Here is a 14,767-nt window from a genome sequence, read left to right on the forward strand (position 1 = left end):
AATCCTTAGGTTTTAGCGCTCGTCCATGAACGCGTAGATCAAAAAGCGGTCATCCCGGCCGCACTCCTAAACACGTTTATTCTGCTGAGTGATCGAGACCGACCGCTGCAACCAGTGCCTGATCGACCAACGCGGCCTGTTCGGCGACGTGATCGTTGAGGTGGCCGGCGGCAGGCGCGGGCGAACGCGCGCGGCCTGCATAGGACAGGCTTTGCTTGGTGCCCACGCAGGCTTGCAGGTGATGGCGGATCTGGAACCAGGCGCCCTGGTTCATCGGCTCTTCCTGGCACCAGATCACTTCCTTCACGGAAGGATACTTTTCCAGTTCGGCCATGACTTCCGGACGCGGGAACGGATAGAGCTGCTCGACGCGCACGATGGCGACATCGTTGACGCCGCGCTTCTCGGCATCTTCCAGCAGGTCGTAGTAGACCTTGCCGGAGCACAGCACCATGCGCTTGACCTTCTTGGCCGGCAGGTCGCGATGTTCGCCGATCACCAACTGGAAGCTGCCGTTGGCCAGCTCGTCCAGCGTGGACACGGCCAGCTTGTGGCGCAGCAGCGACTTCGGCGTCATCACGATCAGCGGCTTGCGCACTGGGCGCAGCATCTGGCGGCGGATCATGTGGAAATCCTGCGCCGGCGTGGTCGGTACGCAGACCTGCATGTTGTCCAGCGCGCAAAGCTGCAGGAAGCGCTCAAGGCGGGCGGAGGAGTGCTCCGGACCCTGGCCTTCGTAGCCATGCGGCAGGTACAGCGCCAGACCGCACAGGCGATCCCACTTGGCTTCGCCGGAGCTGATGAACTGGTCGATCACCACCTGCGCGCCATTGGCGAAGTCGCCGAACTGCGCTTCCCAGATGTTGAGGGTGTGCGGATCGGTGGTGGCATGGCCGTATTCGAAGGCCATCACAGCCTCTTCGCTGAGCAGCGAGTCGATCACTTCGACATCGGCGTCGGGACGCAAGGTCGCCAACGGCATGTAGGTATGGCCGTCCTTCTGATCGTGCAGCACAGCGTGGCGATGGAAGAAGGTGCCGCGGCCGGCATCCTGGCCCACCATGCGCAGATTGTGGCCTTCGTCGATCAGCGTGGCGTAGGCGAGGTTTTCGGCAAAGCCCCAGTCGCCCGGCAGTTCGCCGCTGGCCATCTTGCGGCGGTCGTCGTAGATCTTGGCAACGCGCGACTGCAGCGTCAGATCCTTCGGCAGGTCGAGGATGCGGTTGGCCAGTTCGAGCAGTTTGGTCTTCGCCACGCCGGTATTGGCAGAGGCGGAAAGCTTCTTGCCGATGAACTGACTCCAGTCCACTTCCACGTCCTTGGTCAGCGACGGGTGCAGATCGGTCATCGCCGCGCCGGCTTCGAGGCGGTCGCGATAGGCGTCGAATTGCTTCTGGGCATCGCCTTCGGCCAGCAGGCCCTGCTTCACCAGTTCCTGGGCATACAGGTCGCGCGTGGTGGGACGCTTGCGGATGATCTGGTACATCACCGGCTGCGTGGCGGACGGTTCGTCGGCCTCGTTGTGGCCGTGGCGGCGATAGCACACCAGGTCGATGACCACGTCCTTGCGGAACTCCTTGCGGAATTCGTAAGCAAGGCGGGTCACCTGGATAACGGCTTCCGGATCATCGCCATTCACGTGGAACACCGGCGCGTTGACCATCTTGGCCAGGTCGGTGCAATAAAGAGTGGAGCGGGCGTCCTGCGGATTGGAGGTGGTGAAGCCCACCTGGTTGTTCACTACGATGTGCAAGGTGCCGCCGATCTTGAAGCCGCGGGCCTGCGACATGTTGAACAATTCCATGTTCACGCCCTGGCCGGCCAGCGCGGCGTCGCCGTGGATCAGCACGGCCAGCGACTGGGTGCGATCGTTGTCCTTGCGGCGGACCTGGCGTGCATGCACCGAACCGGCCACCACCGGATTGACGATTTCCAGGTGCGAGGGATTGAACGCGAGCGCCACGTGTACGCCGCCCTTGGGCGTACGCACGTCGGCCGAGAAACCCATGTGGTACTTCACGTCGCCGGAGTGGGCCGGGTCGTCCACGGCATGCTCGAACTTGCCTTCGAATTCATTGAACAGCGTCTTCGGCGGCTTGCCGAGGATGTTCACCAGCACGTTCAGGCGGCCGCGATGGGCCATGCCGATCACCAGGTCCTTGATGCCGTTGTCGCCGGCCGCGCGGACGACGTCGTCCACCATCGGGATCAGGCTGTCGCCGCCTTCCAGCGAGAAACGCTTCTGGCCGACGTACTTGGTGTGCAGGTAGCGCTCCAGTCCTTCGGCAGCGGTGAGGCCGTCGAGCACGCGCTGCTTGCCTGCCTTGTCCAGGCTGGCGGTGCCGTTGGCCTGCTCCAGGCGGGAGTAGATCCAGTTGCGCTGCGTGTGGTCGGAGATGTGCATGAACTCCGAGCCGACCGTATTGGTGTAGACGCGCTTGAGGCGCGAGAACAGCTCGCGCAGCTTCATGCGCTGGCCGCCACCGGCGAAGTTGCCGCAGTCGAATTCGGTATCCAGGTCGGCGTCGGACAGGCCGTGGAAGGGCAGGTCCAGGTCCGGGGCGTGGGTCTTGTGCGCCAGGCCCAGCGGATCGAGGTCGGCGGCGAGGTGGCCGCGCGAGCGATAGGCCGTCAGCAGGCGCAGGACGCCGGCCTGTTTGCGCGCATGTTCATCGCTGACCGGCGCCGCGACGGCGCCGCTGGGGCGCTGCTTTTGCGCCGCCTCTATACGCGCAATGGCCGCGGAATGAGGAACGTCCCCAGACTCGCGGCCTTTGAAGGTCTTGAAGTACGTATTCCACTCGGCGGGCACCGACTCGGGGTCGGCCAGCCAGGTTTCATACAAGGATTCAACATAATCGGCGTTGCCGCCTGCGAGTTGCGAGGATTCGGAAAACTCGCGGATTAGGTTTGTGCTCACGTCACCACCGGCAGGGAAGGGAGGCCCCCAGCGAGTCACCCGTCGAAGGCGCTTTCGCTGGCGAAAAATCCCGTTAATTATAGCCTGGGGCTGCTGCGACGCGGCAAGCTGATTGGCGATGCGGCATGACGATGGCTGCTACCCACCGACGAGGAAGAGCGCATGGGCAACAAGGCCTTAGCTCTCCCGATGGACTGTTGGAGCGCGAAACCCGCTTGTTTGCTGCGGTTATTGTTCAGCCTGCGGTTTACAAACCCAGCGGTTGGAGCTGGGTGGCTGGCGTGGCGCGCTCCCACATTCGCTCAAATTGCAGTTGCAACGGTGCCTGTCCGGGGCCGTCGCGCAGCGCGGTCCTGCCCTCGGCTCGATCTGCGTCGGGAAGGAACAGGTAGCCATAGACGTCATTGAGCAGCCAGGCGTGGTTGTCGCCTGTGCCTTCGTCCCCTTCTTCGCTGGCCGGGGTGCGGATCTGGAATGCCGTCGGCAGCCGCTGGACGAGATCGATCAGCCGGTGTCCGGCGCGCAGCGCGGCAGCCGGGTCGCCGAGCAGGATGCGGATCTCCGCTCCGCGCCCGGACGTCGCCAGGCGCCGCAACTGGTTCAGCTCAGCCTCGCTGCTGTACAGGTCGGGCGAGAGAACGGGCAGGCGGATGGCCAGCTTGTGCCGGGCGGCAGTCAACAGTTCCAGTCGTGCGGCAGCCAGGTCTTCGCGCCCCTTCGTGGCTCGCGGAGCGTGATCGGGCGAGGAAGGGACGATTTCACTCATTGGCGGCGTCCGCGCAGCTTGCGGGTGATCAGATGCCCGTCGTTGACCAGGGCCAGCATCAACTTGCGCTCGTCAGTTGTCAGCTGGTGCGGCGGTGCCACGACGCGCTGCCCACAGAGCCGCGCTGCCGCGGAAACCGACGCGGGATAGGCATGGCCGTTGGCGAACAAAGTGCAAGCCTGGCGGCGCTGGGTCCACGCCATGCGCGACCAGGGGTGGCGCAGCAACGAAGCACCGCCATCGAGTTGCTTCATCAAGGCCGCTTCGCTGAGCGGCTTGTCCGGCGGGAGCGGTGTTTGGGCGGCGCGGTAGCGGGTGATGAAGCGGCCGAACCAGTCGGCCAGGGTGGCTTCGTCCAACCCCGCGGCGAGCGGCACGGCTTCCTGGGCGCGGGCCAAGGCCGCCTTGTCGATCTCTCCGGGGCGTTTGGCTGGTGCCAGATCGGGATCGGCGTAGCGCTGGTCCTCGGATAGATGCTCGGCCAGATAGTCGGCCAGGTCACCGACCAGTTCGGCTTGCGAAGGCGCACGCATACCTACCGAAAAGGTCATGCAGGGGCCGCCGAAGGCGATGCCGTCGTGGGGCACGCCCGGGGGCAGGTACAGCATGTCGCCCGGCTCCAGCAGCCATTCGTGGGTGGGCTCGAACTGCTGCAATTGTTTGAGTTCCACATCGCTGCGGAAGTCCTTGGGCGCATCCGGGTCCGTGCTGATCGCCCAGTGGCGCTGCCCCAGTCCTTGCAGAAGGAATACATCATATTGATCGACGTGTGCCCCCACGCCGCCGCCCGGTTCGGCATAGGACACCATCACATCGTCCACGCGCCAACTGGGCAGGAAACTGAAATGTTCCAGCAGCGCGGCGACGTCCATATCCCATTTGTCGACGTCCTGTACCAGCAGGGTCCAGTTCGCGTCGCCGGTCTTGGCAAAATCCCCCTCGCTGAGCGGACCGGTTTTCATCCGCCAGCGCTCGCGATCCTCATCGTGCTGGATCAGCCGCGAGAGTGCGTTTTCCTCGCACGCCAGGCCGGCCAGGTCTTCCGGGGCAAGCGGCGGATGAAAGTCAGGAAACGCGTCGCGAATGAGCAGTGGACGTTTTTGCCAGTAATCGCGCAGGAATTGCGCGGTGGTCATGCCTAGTGGCAGCTTCGACGTGCCGCGCACCTCGATCGGTAGCGGCTTGCGGGGGGCTTGGGTCAGGGTCATGGCCGGCATTGTAGGGAATCTGTTTGCGGGAAAGCGCGGGCAGCCCATCTGGCACGTGAGGCGCGATCAAGGCCGGGCGTATGCTGCGGGACACCTTTTCTGCACGGCATGGCACGGGAGGAAGGCATGGCACTGGGAAAGCGGATTGCAACCACGTTCCTCCTACCCTCAATGCTGATGCTGATATCCCTCAGCGGAGCCGCTTTCGCGACCGCAGCGCCCGATCCCACGGCAGTCATGGCCGGACCGCAGCGCGACGGCTCGCACGATTTCGATTTCCTCATCGGGGATTGGAAGGCGCACGTCCGTCGCTTGCCCGATCGCCTGGTCGGCGCCCACGACTGGGTGGATTACGACGGCATCTCCAACCATCACAAACTGTTTGATACCAACGCGAACCTCGAGCAGTTCGACGTCACCAGCACCGACAAGACGCAGCGGCTCAGGGCTCAGACCCTGCGCATGTACAACCCGCACACCCACCAGTGGATCATTTACGGCATCGATGCGGACAACGGCGAGCTCGATCCGGCAGCTCCCGTGGTCGGTGAGTTTCACGGCAACCGCGGCGAGTTCTACAACCGGATTGTCTGGAACGGGCGTGTCGTGCTGGTGCGCTGGGTATGGCTCGACGTTTCGCCCCGTGCGGCGCACATGGAGCAGGCGTTTTCACCGGATGGCGGCAGAAACTGGGAAGTGAACTGGATCTGCGACCTGTCGCGCTAGGTCTGGCGCGGCTGCGCGGTGCTCAGCGCAACAAGTGATAGGCGTTGTACAAGCCCAGCGCCATCACGGTCAGGCCTGCCAGCAATGTCGATACGCGCGGCGGCAACCGGCGCACCAGCCATGCGCCAAAGGGGGCGGCAACGACGCCGCCAATGATCAGGCCGAGCACGATGTGGAGTTTGCTTTCGCCGATGCTCAGCAGGAACGTGATGCTGGCGGCCAGGCTGACGACGCATTTGGCCAGGTGCACGCTGCCGATCACCACGCGAGGTTCCTGCCCGCGCGCCACCATGGTGGTAACGGTCAAGGCGCTCCAGCCGCCGCCGCCTGCCGCGTCGAGTACGCCTGCCACGAAACCCAGCACACCGGTGCCGCGCGGGACGTCCTGCCGGCGCTCCTTGCGGCGAGTGGTGCGAAAGAGCAGGAAAAGCCCCATCAACAACAGATAGGGGGTAAGGAAATAGCGGATCCAGATCGGCGGCAGATGGGCAAGCAAGGTCGCGCCGATGACCGCGCCGATGACACCGGGAATCGCCAAGACCCAGAACAGGCGCTTCTGCACATTGCCGGCCCACCAGTGGCTCAGGCCGGAGGCCCCGCAGGTAAAGGTCTCCGCATAGTGCACGCTGGCGCTGGCCAGCGCCGGTGGCATGCCCATGCCCAGCAGCATGCCCGCGGAGGTCACGCCGTAGGCCATGCCCAGTGCGCCGTCCACCAACTGGGCGAGCGCACCGATGCCGGCAAAGATCAGGAATTCGGAAAGAGGCGACATGATGCTCGTTCAGACCGGGCAGGGGGCATGATGACAAATGCCGCCCCGCTTTGTCCGGTCCGGCGAATCAGATCCTTTTTGCCAGATTAGCGGCCAGACCGGTGTAGGTGCCGGGCGTCAGATCGAGCAGACGCTGCTTGGCGTCCGCGGGCAGCGCCAGGCTGCCGATGAACTGGCGCATGGAGTCGCGGGTAATGCCCTGGCCACGTGTCAGCGCCTTCAACTGCTCGTAGGGCTCCGGCAGGCCATAGCGACGCATCACGGTCTGCACGGCCTCTGCGAGCACTTCCCAGCTGGCATCGAGGTCGGCGGCGAGGCGGTCCGCATTGACGTTGAGTTTGCCCAGGCCCTTCTGCAGCGACTCCAGCGCCACGAGGGTGTGGCCGAAGGCGGTGCCGAGGGCGCGCAGCACGGTGGAGTCGGTGAGGTCGCGCTGCCAGCGGCTGATAGGCAGCTTTTCGGCAAAGTGGCCGAGCAGGGCGTTCGCCAGGCCGAAGTTGCCTTCGGCGTTTTCGAAATCGATCGGGTTGACCTTGTGCGGCATGGTCGAGGAGCCGACTTCGCCAGCCTTCAAGGCCTGTTTGAAATAACCCAGCGAGACATAGCCCCAGACGTCGCGGGCCAGATCGATCATGATCGTATTGGCGCGACGGATCACGTCGCAGTATTCCGCGACGCCATCGTGCGGTTCGATCTGCGTGGTGTAGGGGTTGTAGTCCAGGCCGAGGCTGGCGACGAAGCTCTGCGAAAACGCGCGCCAGTCAACTTCCGGATAGGTGATGGCGTGCGCGTTGTAGTTGCCCACGGCGCCGTTGATCTTGCCGGGTACTTCCAGCGCGGACAGCTGCTTGCGTTGGCGCTCAAGCCGGGCCACGACATTCGCCAGCTCCTTGCCCAGGGTGCTGGGCGAAGCGGTCTGGCCGTGCGTGCGCGACAGCATCGGCAGATCGGCATTGGCGTGCGACAGCTCGCGCAGCTTGGCGATGATCTTGTCGAGCCAGGGCAGCAGTACGTGGGTACGCGCATCGCGCAGCATCAGCGCATAGGAAAGATTGTTGATGTCTTCGCTGGTGCAGGCGAAATGTACGAATTCCTTGGCCTGGGCCAGTGCTTCATCGTTGCCGATGCGTTCCTTGATGAAATACTCCACCGCTTTCACGTCGTGGTTAGTGGTGGCTTCGATGGCCTTGATGCGGGCGCCGTCCTCGACACTGAAGTGGGTGGCAATCGCTTTGAGCTTGTCTGTCTGCGCCGGGGTGAAGGGGGGCAACTCGGCGATGCCTGCCTCGGCGGCCAGGGCCAGCAGCCATTCGATCTCCACATGTACGCGGCGATGCATCAGGCCGAATTCGCTGAAAATGGGGCGCAGCGCTTCGGTCTTGCTGGCGTATCGGCCGTCCAGCGGGGACAGGGCGGTGAGGGCGTGGGTGGACATCGGTCGAGTTCCGGCGGGCTTTGAGAATCCGGCATTTTACATTGCCGCCGGGTTTACGTCGGCGGCCCTATAGTTCCCAGGCCAGGATTGCGCCGTAGGAGCCTTGTGATTTCACGGCACGTTCCTCATCTCGGGCATTCAACCGGTTTCCCAGTACGAGGCACGGCCATGAGCGGTTTTCGCATCGAGCACGACAGCATGGGTGAGTTGAAGGTACCTGCCGACGCCCTGTACGGCGCGCAGACCCAGCGCGCCATCGATAACTTCCCCATCTCGGGTCTGCATCTGCCGCGGGCGTTCATCCGGGCTCTGGGCTTGATCAAGGCTGCTGCGGCCGAGGCGAATCTGGCGCTTGGCCATCTCAAGAAAGGGCAGGCGGCGGCGATCCGCAAGGCCGCGTTGTCGGTGGCCGAGGGGCAGTTCGACGCCCAGTTTCCGATCGACGTGTTCCAGACCGGATCGGGCACCAGCACCAATATGAACGCCAATGAGGTGATTGCGCACCTCGCCGCCAAAGCAGGTGCCAAGATCCATCCGAACGATCACGTCAATTATGGGCAAAGTTCCAACGACGTGATTCCGACTGCGATCCACGTCAGCGCGACGCTCACCGCACACGAGGATCTGCTGCCTGCGCTCAAGCATCTCAAGCGCGTGATCGATCGACGTGCGCAGCAATTGCGCAACGTACCCAAAACCGGGCGTACCCATCTGATGGATGCCATGCCGGTGACCTTCGGGCAGGAGCTTTCCGGCTGGTCGGCACAGGTCGAGTCGGCGATCGAACGCATCCAGGACGCCCTGCGGCGCATGCGGCAATTGCCGCTGGGTGGCACCGCGGTGGGCACTGGCATCAATGCGGATCCGAAATTCGGCCCGGCCGTAGCGCGTGAGCTGAAGAAGCTGACGGATGTGCGCTTCGAATCGGCGGCCAATTATTTCGAAGGCATGGCTGGGCAGGACGCGGCGGTGGAACTGTCAGGCCAGCTCAAGGCGCTCGCGGTGGGGCTGATGAAGATTGCCAACGACTTGCGCTGGATGAATTCCGGGCCGCTGGCAGGGTTGGGTGAAATCGAACTGCCGGCCCTGCAGCCCGGTTCGTCGATCATGCCGGGCAAGGTCAATCCGGTGATTCCGGAAGCCACCGCGATGGTGGCGGCACAGGTGATCGGCAACGATGCGGCGATCACCGTCGCCGGGCAGTCCGGCAATTTCCAGCTCAACGTGATGCTGCCCCTGATCGCCTACAACCTGCTGCAGTCGATCCACATTCTCGCCAACGTGTCGCGTCTGCTGGCGGACAAGGCGATTGCCGGCTTCCGTGTCAACACTGAGCGGGTGGACCAGGCGCTGGCCATGAACCCGATCCTGGTGACGGCCCTCAACCCGGTCATCGGCTACGAGAAAGGCGCGGCGATTGCCAAGCAGGCCTATAAGGAAAAGCGGCCGATCATGGATGTGGCGATCGAAAAGTCAGGCTTGTCCAAGGAGGCGCTGCGGAAATTGCTGGATCCCCGCGCACTCACCAAGGGTGGCATCCATGGCGGCGGTGGCGGTGGCTGACGGGTCGGTTGCAATGCCGCCCGCCATGGGCGGCATCAGTTGACGTAGATGTCTTTCTTGCAGTCGTTGACGTCGCCGCCGTTGACGATCTGGCCGTAGGGCTTGAAGGCCGGCAGCTGTGCTACGAGCTGATCCTGTGCAAGCTGGATGCTGCCCAGATCCTGGCAAATTTTCAGCGCTGCCTGCTTCACGGTTTGCGCCTTTGCTTCGACCTGTTGCTGGATCTGATCGGTGTGGCCGCTGGCCAGACCGCTGGCCACGCTTTTAAGGGCTTGCGCGCCCACTGCTGCACCGGCCTTGCCGGTGGCAATGCCGTCGTTACGGACCATCAATGCGTTCTGGTAATACGACTGGAGCAATGCGCGTACTGCCGGATCGACCGTAACCGCCTGGTCGTTGATTTTCAGATCGCCGTTGGCGCTGATGGTGGCATCCGGCGCGCTGGATGCTCGCAGCGTGATATATCCATCGTGGGCCTGGATGCTGCCATGCAGATTAAAGTCGCCATCGGAGTTGATGGATGCCTGGTTCGATCCGCTGCAGGCAGCGAGCAGGGTGCAAAGCGCCAAGCTAAACGAGACGACGGCTGTCTTCGTGGCGAGGCGTGTTATCTGGCCCACGCGGGGGAAGGTAATGCGGACGGTGCTCATGGTTTGGTGTTGTCCTGGCAGCTTGCGACGCTATCCTGCGTAATGATGTTTCCGTACGGTTTGAACTCCGCCAGTTGCGTGCTCAGCTGATCCTGCACCGTCTTGATGTTGGCGCGGTCCTGGCACATCTTCTGGCTAAGCACTTTCATTTGATCGCCGCCGTGCTGGGCATCGGCGTTCTGCTGCGCGTCCGACTTGCCTTCTATTTTGTTCTTGAGGGCTTCGCCGCCCATCTTGGCACCGACCCTGCCCATTTCCTTGCCGGTTTGATTGACGTCCAGCACGCTCTGGTAATAGAGCATCAGCAAACCACGCTGAGCGGCATTCACCGTCACCACCTTGTCGCCGATCTGCAACTGGCCGGATTCGTTGATGGACGCGTCCGGGTTGCCTTCGGGGTGCAGGCTCACGATGCCGTCTTTCATCGTGATGGCACCGTTCTCCATGGTGGTATCGGGTATGTTGCAGGCGCCGACCGCGGCACAAGCGGCAAGCAGCAGAATCGTGCGCTGGTACTTCATGATGCATCCCCCTCTCGGATCCATGAATGGTGCAGTGGCCAGTGTGTCGCTTCAGGCGTCGTTGCGCCAGCGGCGGAGCCAGATCGCGGCAACCAGCATGGCGCCGCCCACGATGATCCCGATCCATGCATCCGGCGCAGCCAGTGCAGCGTAGTTACCGGCCAGCCCCAACTGATCCAGCATGGTGACGTGGTCCGGCGAATGGACGTGGAGTTTGGATGAAAACTCCAGCCAGTTGACAGGGGGCAGAGCGAACAATAGACGCGCCGTGATGTGCTGGAAATACCAGCTTGCGTTGAGGTTCAGCAGGCCGATGACGTCCAGCCACCACACGATCAGGTTGCTTGCCAGGGGAATCACCAGCGCCCAGAGGAAGGGCATGCTGCGTGCGCTGGCGGAGCACAGCATCAGCCAGCCGATCGTGGGCAGTGCGCAGAGTGCATAGAGCGGGATCAGGGCGATGATGTCGAAGGTGACTTGGATGGGATGCGCGGCGCCCAGGAGATGCCAGGCATTGAATCCGTGGAACATCAGGTAGAAAAGCCCGAGGGCGAGCAGCACCAGCCCAAACAGAACACCGATGACGGTGGCGATGACCGGGGCTACGACGGTGGCACTCAGAACCTTGGAAAGAATCGTTTTCCAGTTCGAAATCGGCAGCGATTCCCAGAACAGAATGCTGCGATCCTTGCGATCTTCGTAAAGCGATCCCAGGCAATAAAAGAACACCACGATCGCCATCACTGCCAGCACCACCACGGCGCTGAAGCAGAGAAAACCGTCGAGTGTCGTCCCAACGTGTTGGAACTGTTCGGGAGTCAAGGGATCGTTGCCGCGCGGGATGTCATTCAGTGGGAACAACCCCATCCGCCGCCCCACGATCTCTCCGCCGATGATCGACATGAGCGCGATCGCCAGGAGGGTTGTGGCCGTGATCGCCGGCGCCCAGAGGAATCCGCCGCGATGTTCCCAATATTCGCGTTTCATCAACCAGTACAGGGTTTTCATGCGTAGGTCCCCTTCATGGTGGCGACGAACAGATCGCTGACCGACGGTCGGCGGATTTCACCAAGCGATTCCAGCCTGGCGTGGTCGACACCGTCGAACAGAAAGATGCTCTTGCCGAAGACTTGGCGTTCGTCCAAGGGATTCAACTGGCGTGCGGTCGAAGCCATCTCGGCGCTGACCATCACTTCGGCAAAGCGTTCTCCGACGGCTTCCATGTCGGTGTCCAGCACGATCTTGCCGTCGCGGATGAACATCAGGTCGGTGAGGATGTGCTCGATCTCCTCGACCTGGTGCGTGGTGACGATAATCGTCTTGTTATCGTCGAAATATTCTTCCAGCAGGCTTTGGTAAAACTGCTTGCGGTAAAGGATGTCCAGGCCCAGCGTGGGTTCGTCCAGCACCAGTACCTTGGCGTCGATGGCCATCACCAGGGCCAGGTGCAACTGCACGATCATGCCCTTGGACATCTGGCGTACGCGCTGGTTGGGCTGAAGCTTGGTACGGGCGAGAAAGGCTTCGCATTTGGCCCGGTTGAAGCGAGGATGCACATTGGCGACGAAGTCGATCGCCTCGCTCACGCGGATCCAGCGCGGCAATACGGCAACGTCGGCGATGAAGCACACTTCTTCCATCAGCTTGTCGCGCTGGGTGCGCGGGTCCAGCCCCAGCACGCTCAGGTGACCCTGAAAGTTGGTAAGCCCCAGCATGGCTTTCAAGGCGGTGGTCTTGCCGGCGCCGTTGGGGCCGATCAGGCCGACGATGCGACCGGGCTGGATGGTGAAGTTCACGTTGTCCAGCGCAACGGCGTCCTTATAGCGCTTGCTCAGACCATTGGCGGTGATGACCGCATTCATGACTGGTTCTCCGTATCCTGCGGCGCTTCGCGCATCAGGGTTTTCAGATCCAGGCCCAGGCGTTGCAGACGTGCGAACAGCGCCGGCCATTCTTCGCGCAGGAAGCGCTCGCGCTCGGACTTGAGCAGCGCCTCGCGAGCCCCATCGGTAACGAACATGCCCAGCCCCCTTCTTTTTTCCACGAGTTGATCGTCGACCAGTTCCTGGTACGCCTTGGAAACCGTCAGCGGATTGATTTGGAAATCCGCTGCCACCTGGCGTACTGACGGCAGCGGGTCGCCCTCGTTCAAGGCGCCGTCCAGGATCATGGCCACTACGCGTTCGCGCAATTGGCGGTAGATCGGGACGCTGTCGTTCCAGGTGATGGACATGGATTTATTCCTTGCTGATGCCGGCGAACTTGGTGGTGCCGAACGAATAGTAGGGCATGGTCAATTGCGCACTGAGCAGGCTGGCGTCGCTCGCGATTCCGCTGGCGGTGGTGAAGCTGGTGGCGGTCAGCAGAGCAGCAGCGCGCTCGTCGTCGGCCGAGGGGCGGACATCGACCGGGGCCAGGTTGATGACTTTCAGGCCATCGATTTCGGCGGCAGGAGACCGTGGGGTGCTCGGGCTCAAGGCAAGCAGGCTGATCGAGGTGAATAGAACCGCTGCGGTGATGGCGATCGGGTTCGGTGTTTTCATGACGGCTCTCCTTAGTGATGTCGTGGACCGGTGTTGTAGTGAACTATAACACCACTTCGAAGCCTGTCAACAAGGGCCTGCTGTGACTGATGGCCTAGGCGAACCTGGATGCCGGAAGCGGTGCTGGACCTGTGATTGAGCGGGCTGGCCAGATGGGCCAGCCCGGTCCGGGTCTGGAGAAAAGCATGCGCTGCGGCGGTCGGAGCGGGCAGCGGCGGATGTCAGATATCGTTCTTGACAGATATCACCCGCCAGGGCGTTACGAATGTTGCGATTGCGCGCCGTGGAGCGAACGGACCACGCGCCTGCGTAGCAGTGCGGATTGGAGCACCCCCACGCTACCGGCCCCCGCCCAGTAGAGGCATAGCCCGGCGCTCAGATGCCAGGTCACCAGCAGAGTCACGATGACCGGCAACCAGTGGAGCAGGGTTCGGACCTGCTCAGGCATCGTCGGATTGAGCAGGATGGCCACGCTGCTGAGCAGTGCCACGATCAGCGCCAGCGACAGATCCGGTCGCGCCAGCTTGGGAATCCACAGAAACGAGCCGGCCCCCGCCACCCCTTGGCGGATGGCTGCATAGATGCCGGCGCCGAGCGGCGCCTGCACGATGGCTGTCAACATGCCGCTGCCCAGCCCCCCGCTTATGCCGTGTTTGCGGTAGAGATCCTGCATCGCGCCCGCGTAGGCGGTCGGATCCTTGGCGTGACGCTCACGCAACCGTTCGAGTTCGGGTTTCAGCCGAAACAGTTTGTGCTGCCGGTGCCACGCCTGTTCGGCCACGCGCAAGGTCATGGGCAACAGGACCAGCCTCACGATCACGGCCATGACCAGTACGGCGAGGCCGTAACTCCCGTTCAGCCAGTGCGCGCCCTGCGCCAACAGCGTGGAAAGGCTCTCAACGAACATCGACCACATGACGACACTCCCCTCGATGAATACCGTACGCGCCAAGTGGGTACGTGGCAGGGCGATTCAAGGCGGCCTTACGCCGCAGGTCGCGCGAAGATCGTAGATGCGCGCTCAGTCGGCTAAAATCACGGATTGCACTTGGGAGCGCGACAGCATGTGGTACGCCATCATCGGCACGGATCATCCCGATTCACTCGAACGCCGCCTGGCTGCGCGTGGCGAGCACCTGGCCCGCCTGGAAAAGCTGCAGGGCGAAGGCCGCATGCTGCTGGCCGGCCCGTTTCCGGCCATCGATGCCGAGCAGCCGGGGCCTGCGGGTTTCTCCGGCAGCCTGATCGTTGCCGAGTTCGCCTCGCTGGCCGAGGCAGAGCAATGGGCCAAGGCCGATCCGTACGTGGCCGCAAACGTCTATGCCAGCGTCAGCGTAAAACCCTTCCGCAAGGTGCTGCCGGCATGACCGTGGCCATGGTGGAGGAAATCCGCCAGCGGCTCGTCACGGCCCTGCATCCCTTGGAGCTCGAAGTGCTGGACGAGGGCTACAAGCACGCAGGGCATGCCAATGAAGGCAAAGGGCATTTCCACGTGCGGATCGTCAGCCCCGCGTTCGCCGGCGCCTTGCCGATCAAGCGGCACCGGCTGGTTTATGCGGCGCTGGGGGAATTGATGGACAACGGAATTCATGCCCTGTCCATCGATGCCAAGGCACCGGATTGAGCCTAATCAATAGCTTGGGCCATTCTTCTCGAGATCGAA

The 14,767-nt window shown here is 62.9% G+C and carries 16 protein-coding genes; 4 read left to right on the plus strand and 12 right to left on the minus strand.

What is annotated here, in order from left to right:
• Positions 1–76: 76 nt before the first annotated feature.
• The 3 genes from ISS99_RS15270 to ISS99_RS15280 all read right to left on the minus strand — a co-directional run bounded on the left by ISS99_RS15270 (position 77) and on the right by ISS99_RS15280 (position 4,894).
• Positions 77–2,920, minus strand: a complete 2,844-nt coding sequence (locus ISS99_RS15270; RefSeq protein WP_204632441.1) for a 2-oxoglutarate dehydrogenase E1 component — start codon at positions 2,918–2,920, stop codon at positions 77–79.
• A 247-nt stretch (positions 2,921–3,167) separates the two neighbouring features.
• The gene (locus tag ISS99_RS15275; RefSeq protein ID WP_239537944.1) at positions 3,168–3,686 is read right to left on the minus strand and encodes a DUF7931 domain-containing protein; all 519 of its coding nucleotides are present in this window, start codon (positions 3,684–3,686) and stop codon (positions 3,168–3,170) included.
• Complete coding sequence (locus tag ISS99_RS15280) at positions 3,683–4,894, minus strand: cupin domain-containing protein (RefSeq protein ID WP_204632442.1); 1,212 nt, start codon at positions 4,892–4,894, stop codon at positions 3,683–3,685. The genes ISS99_RS15275 and ISS99_RS15280 overlap by 4 nt, the downstream gene beginning before the upstream one ends.
• A 126-nt stretch (positions 4,895–5,020) precedes the next feature.
• On the opposite strand from ISS99_RS15280, the gene ISS99_RS15285 reads away from it, so the two are divergent.
• Positions 5,021–5,620, plus strand: coding sequence for a hypothetical protein (locus tag ISS99_RS15285; protein WP_204632443.1), 600 nt, complete (start codon positions 5,021–5,023; stop codon positions 5,618–5,620).
• Between the two features lie 22 nt (positions 5,621–5,642).
• Here the strand turns inward: ISS99_RS15285 and ISS99_RS15290 are convergent, their stop codons facing one another.
• Positions 5,643–6,392, minus strand: a complete 750-nt coding sequence (locus ISS99_RS15290) for a sulfite exporter TauE/SafE family protein (protein ID WP_204632444.1) — start codon at positions 6,390–6,392, stop codon at positions 5,643–5,645.
• 67 nt (positions 6,393–6,459) lie between these two features.
• Positions 6,460–7,827 carry an adenylosuccinate lyase gene (purB, locus tag ISS99_RS15295; protein WP_204632445.1) on the minus strand — a complete coding sequence of 456 codons (1,368 nt, stop codon included), beginning with the start codon at positions 7,825–7,827 and terminating at the stop codon, positions 6,460–6,462.
• Positions 7,828–7,995: 168 nt separating this feature from the next.
• On the opposite strand from purB, the gene ISS99_RS15300 reads away from it, so the two are divergent.
• Entirely contained in the window at positions 7,996–9,390 is a 1,395-nt protein-coding gene (locus tag ISS99_RS15300; protein WP_204632446.1) for a class II fumarate hydratase, read from the plus strand.
• A 35-nt stretch (positions 9,391–9,425) separates the two neighbouring features.
• Here ISS99_RS15300 and ISS99_RS15305 read toward each other — a convergent pair whose 3' ends face one another.
• From ISS99_RS15305 to ISS99_RS15335, 7 genes are all read right to left on the minus strand, one after another.
• Entirely contained in the window at positions 9,426–10,040 is a 615-nt protein-coding gene (locus tag ISS99_RS15305; protein ID WP_204632447.1) for a hypothetical protein, read from the minus strand.
• Positions 10,037–10,561, minus strand: a complete 525-nt coding sequence (locus ISS99_RS15310; protein ID WP_204632448.1) for a YggN family protein — start codon at positions 10,559–10,561, stop codon at positions 10,037–10,039. Before ISS99_RS15310 ends, ISS99_RS15305 begins: the two co-directional genes overlap by 4 nt.
• Before the next feature lie 51 nt (positions 10,562–10,612).
• Entirely contained in the window at positions 10,613–11,569 is a 957-nt protein-coding gene (locus ISS99_RS15315) for an ABC-2 transporter permease (RefSeq protein ID WP_204632449.1), read from the minus strand.
• Positions 11,566–12,423: an ABC transporter ATP-binding protein gene (locus tag ISS99_RS15320; protein ID WP_204632450.1), complete on the minus strand. Its 858-nt coding sequence runs from the start codon at positions 12,421–12,423 to the stop codon at positions 11,566–11,568. The genes ISS99_RS15315 and ISS99_RS15320 overlap by 4 nt, the downstream gene beginning before the upstream one ends.
• Positions 12,420–12,794, minus strand: coding sequence for a GntR family transcriptional regulator (locus tag ISS99_RS15325; protein ID WP_204632451.1), 375 nt, complete (start codon positions 12,792–12,794; stop codon positions 12,420–12,422). The genes ISS99_RS15320 and ISS99_RS15325 overlap by 4 nt, the downstream gene beginning before the upstream one ends.
• Positions 12,795–12,798: 4 nt before the next feature.
• Positions 12,799–13,104 carry a hypothetical protein gene (locus ISS99_RS15330; protein WP_204632452.1) on the minus strand — a complete coding sequence of 102 codons (306 nt, stop codon included), beginning with the start codon at positions 13,102–13,104 and terminating at the stop codon, positions 12,799–12,801.
• Positions 13,105–13,363: 259 nt separating this feature from the next.
• Positions 13,364–14,020 (minus strand): YidC/Oxa1 family membrane protein insertase, encoded by a 657-nt coding sequence (locus tag ISS99_RS15335; protein WP_204632453.1) that lies wholly within the window; start codon positions 14,018–14,020, stop codon positions 13,364–13,366.
• 148 nt (positions 14,021–14,168) lie between these two features.
• Between ISS99_RS15335 and ISS99_RS15340 the strand changes: the two genes are divergently transcribed.
• Together ISS99_RS15340 and ISS99_RS15345 are read left to right on the plus strand one after the other, a co-directional pair.
• The gene (locus ISS99_RS15340) at positions 14,169–14,471 is read left to right on the plus strand and encodes a YciI family protein (RefSeq protein ID WP_204632454.1); all 303 of its coding nucleotides are present in this window, start codon (positions 14,169–14,171) and stop codon (positions 14,469–14,471) included.
• Complete coding sequence (locus ISS99_RS15345) at positions 14,468–14,728, plus strand: BolA family protein (protein ID WP_204632455.1); 261 nt, start codon at positions 14,468–14,470, stop codon at positions 14,726–14,728. The genes ISS99_RS15340 and ISS99_RS15345 overlap by 4 nt, the downstream gene beginning before the upstream one ends.
• The last annotated feature ends 39 nt before the right edge of the window (positions 14,729–14,767 follow it).

The organism is Dyella mobilis (genome assembly GCF_016904945.1).
GTDB classification, from domain to species: Bacteria; Pseudomonadota; Gammaproteobacteria; order Xanthomonadales; family Rhodanobacteraceae; genus Dyella_B; species Dyella_B mobilis.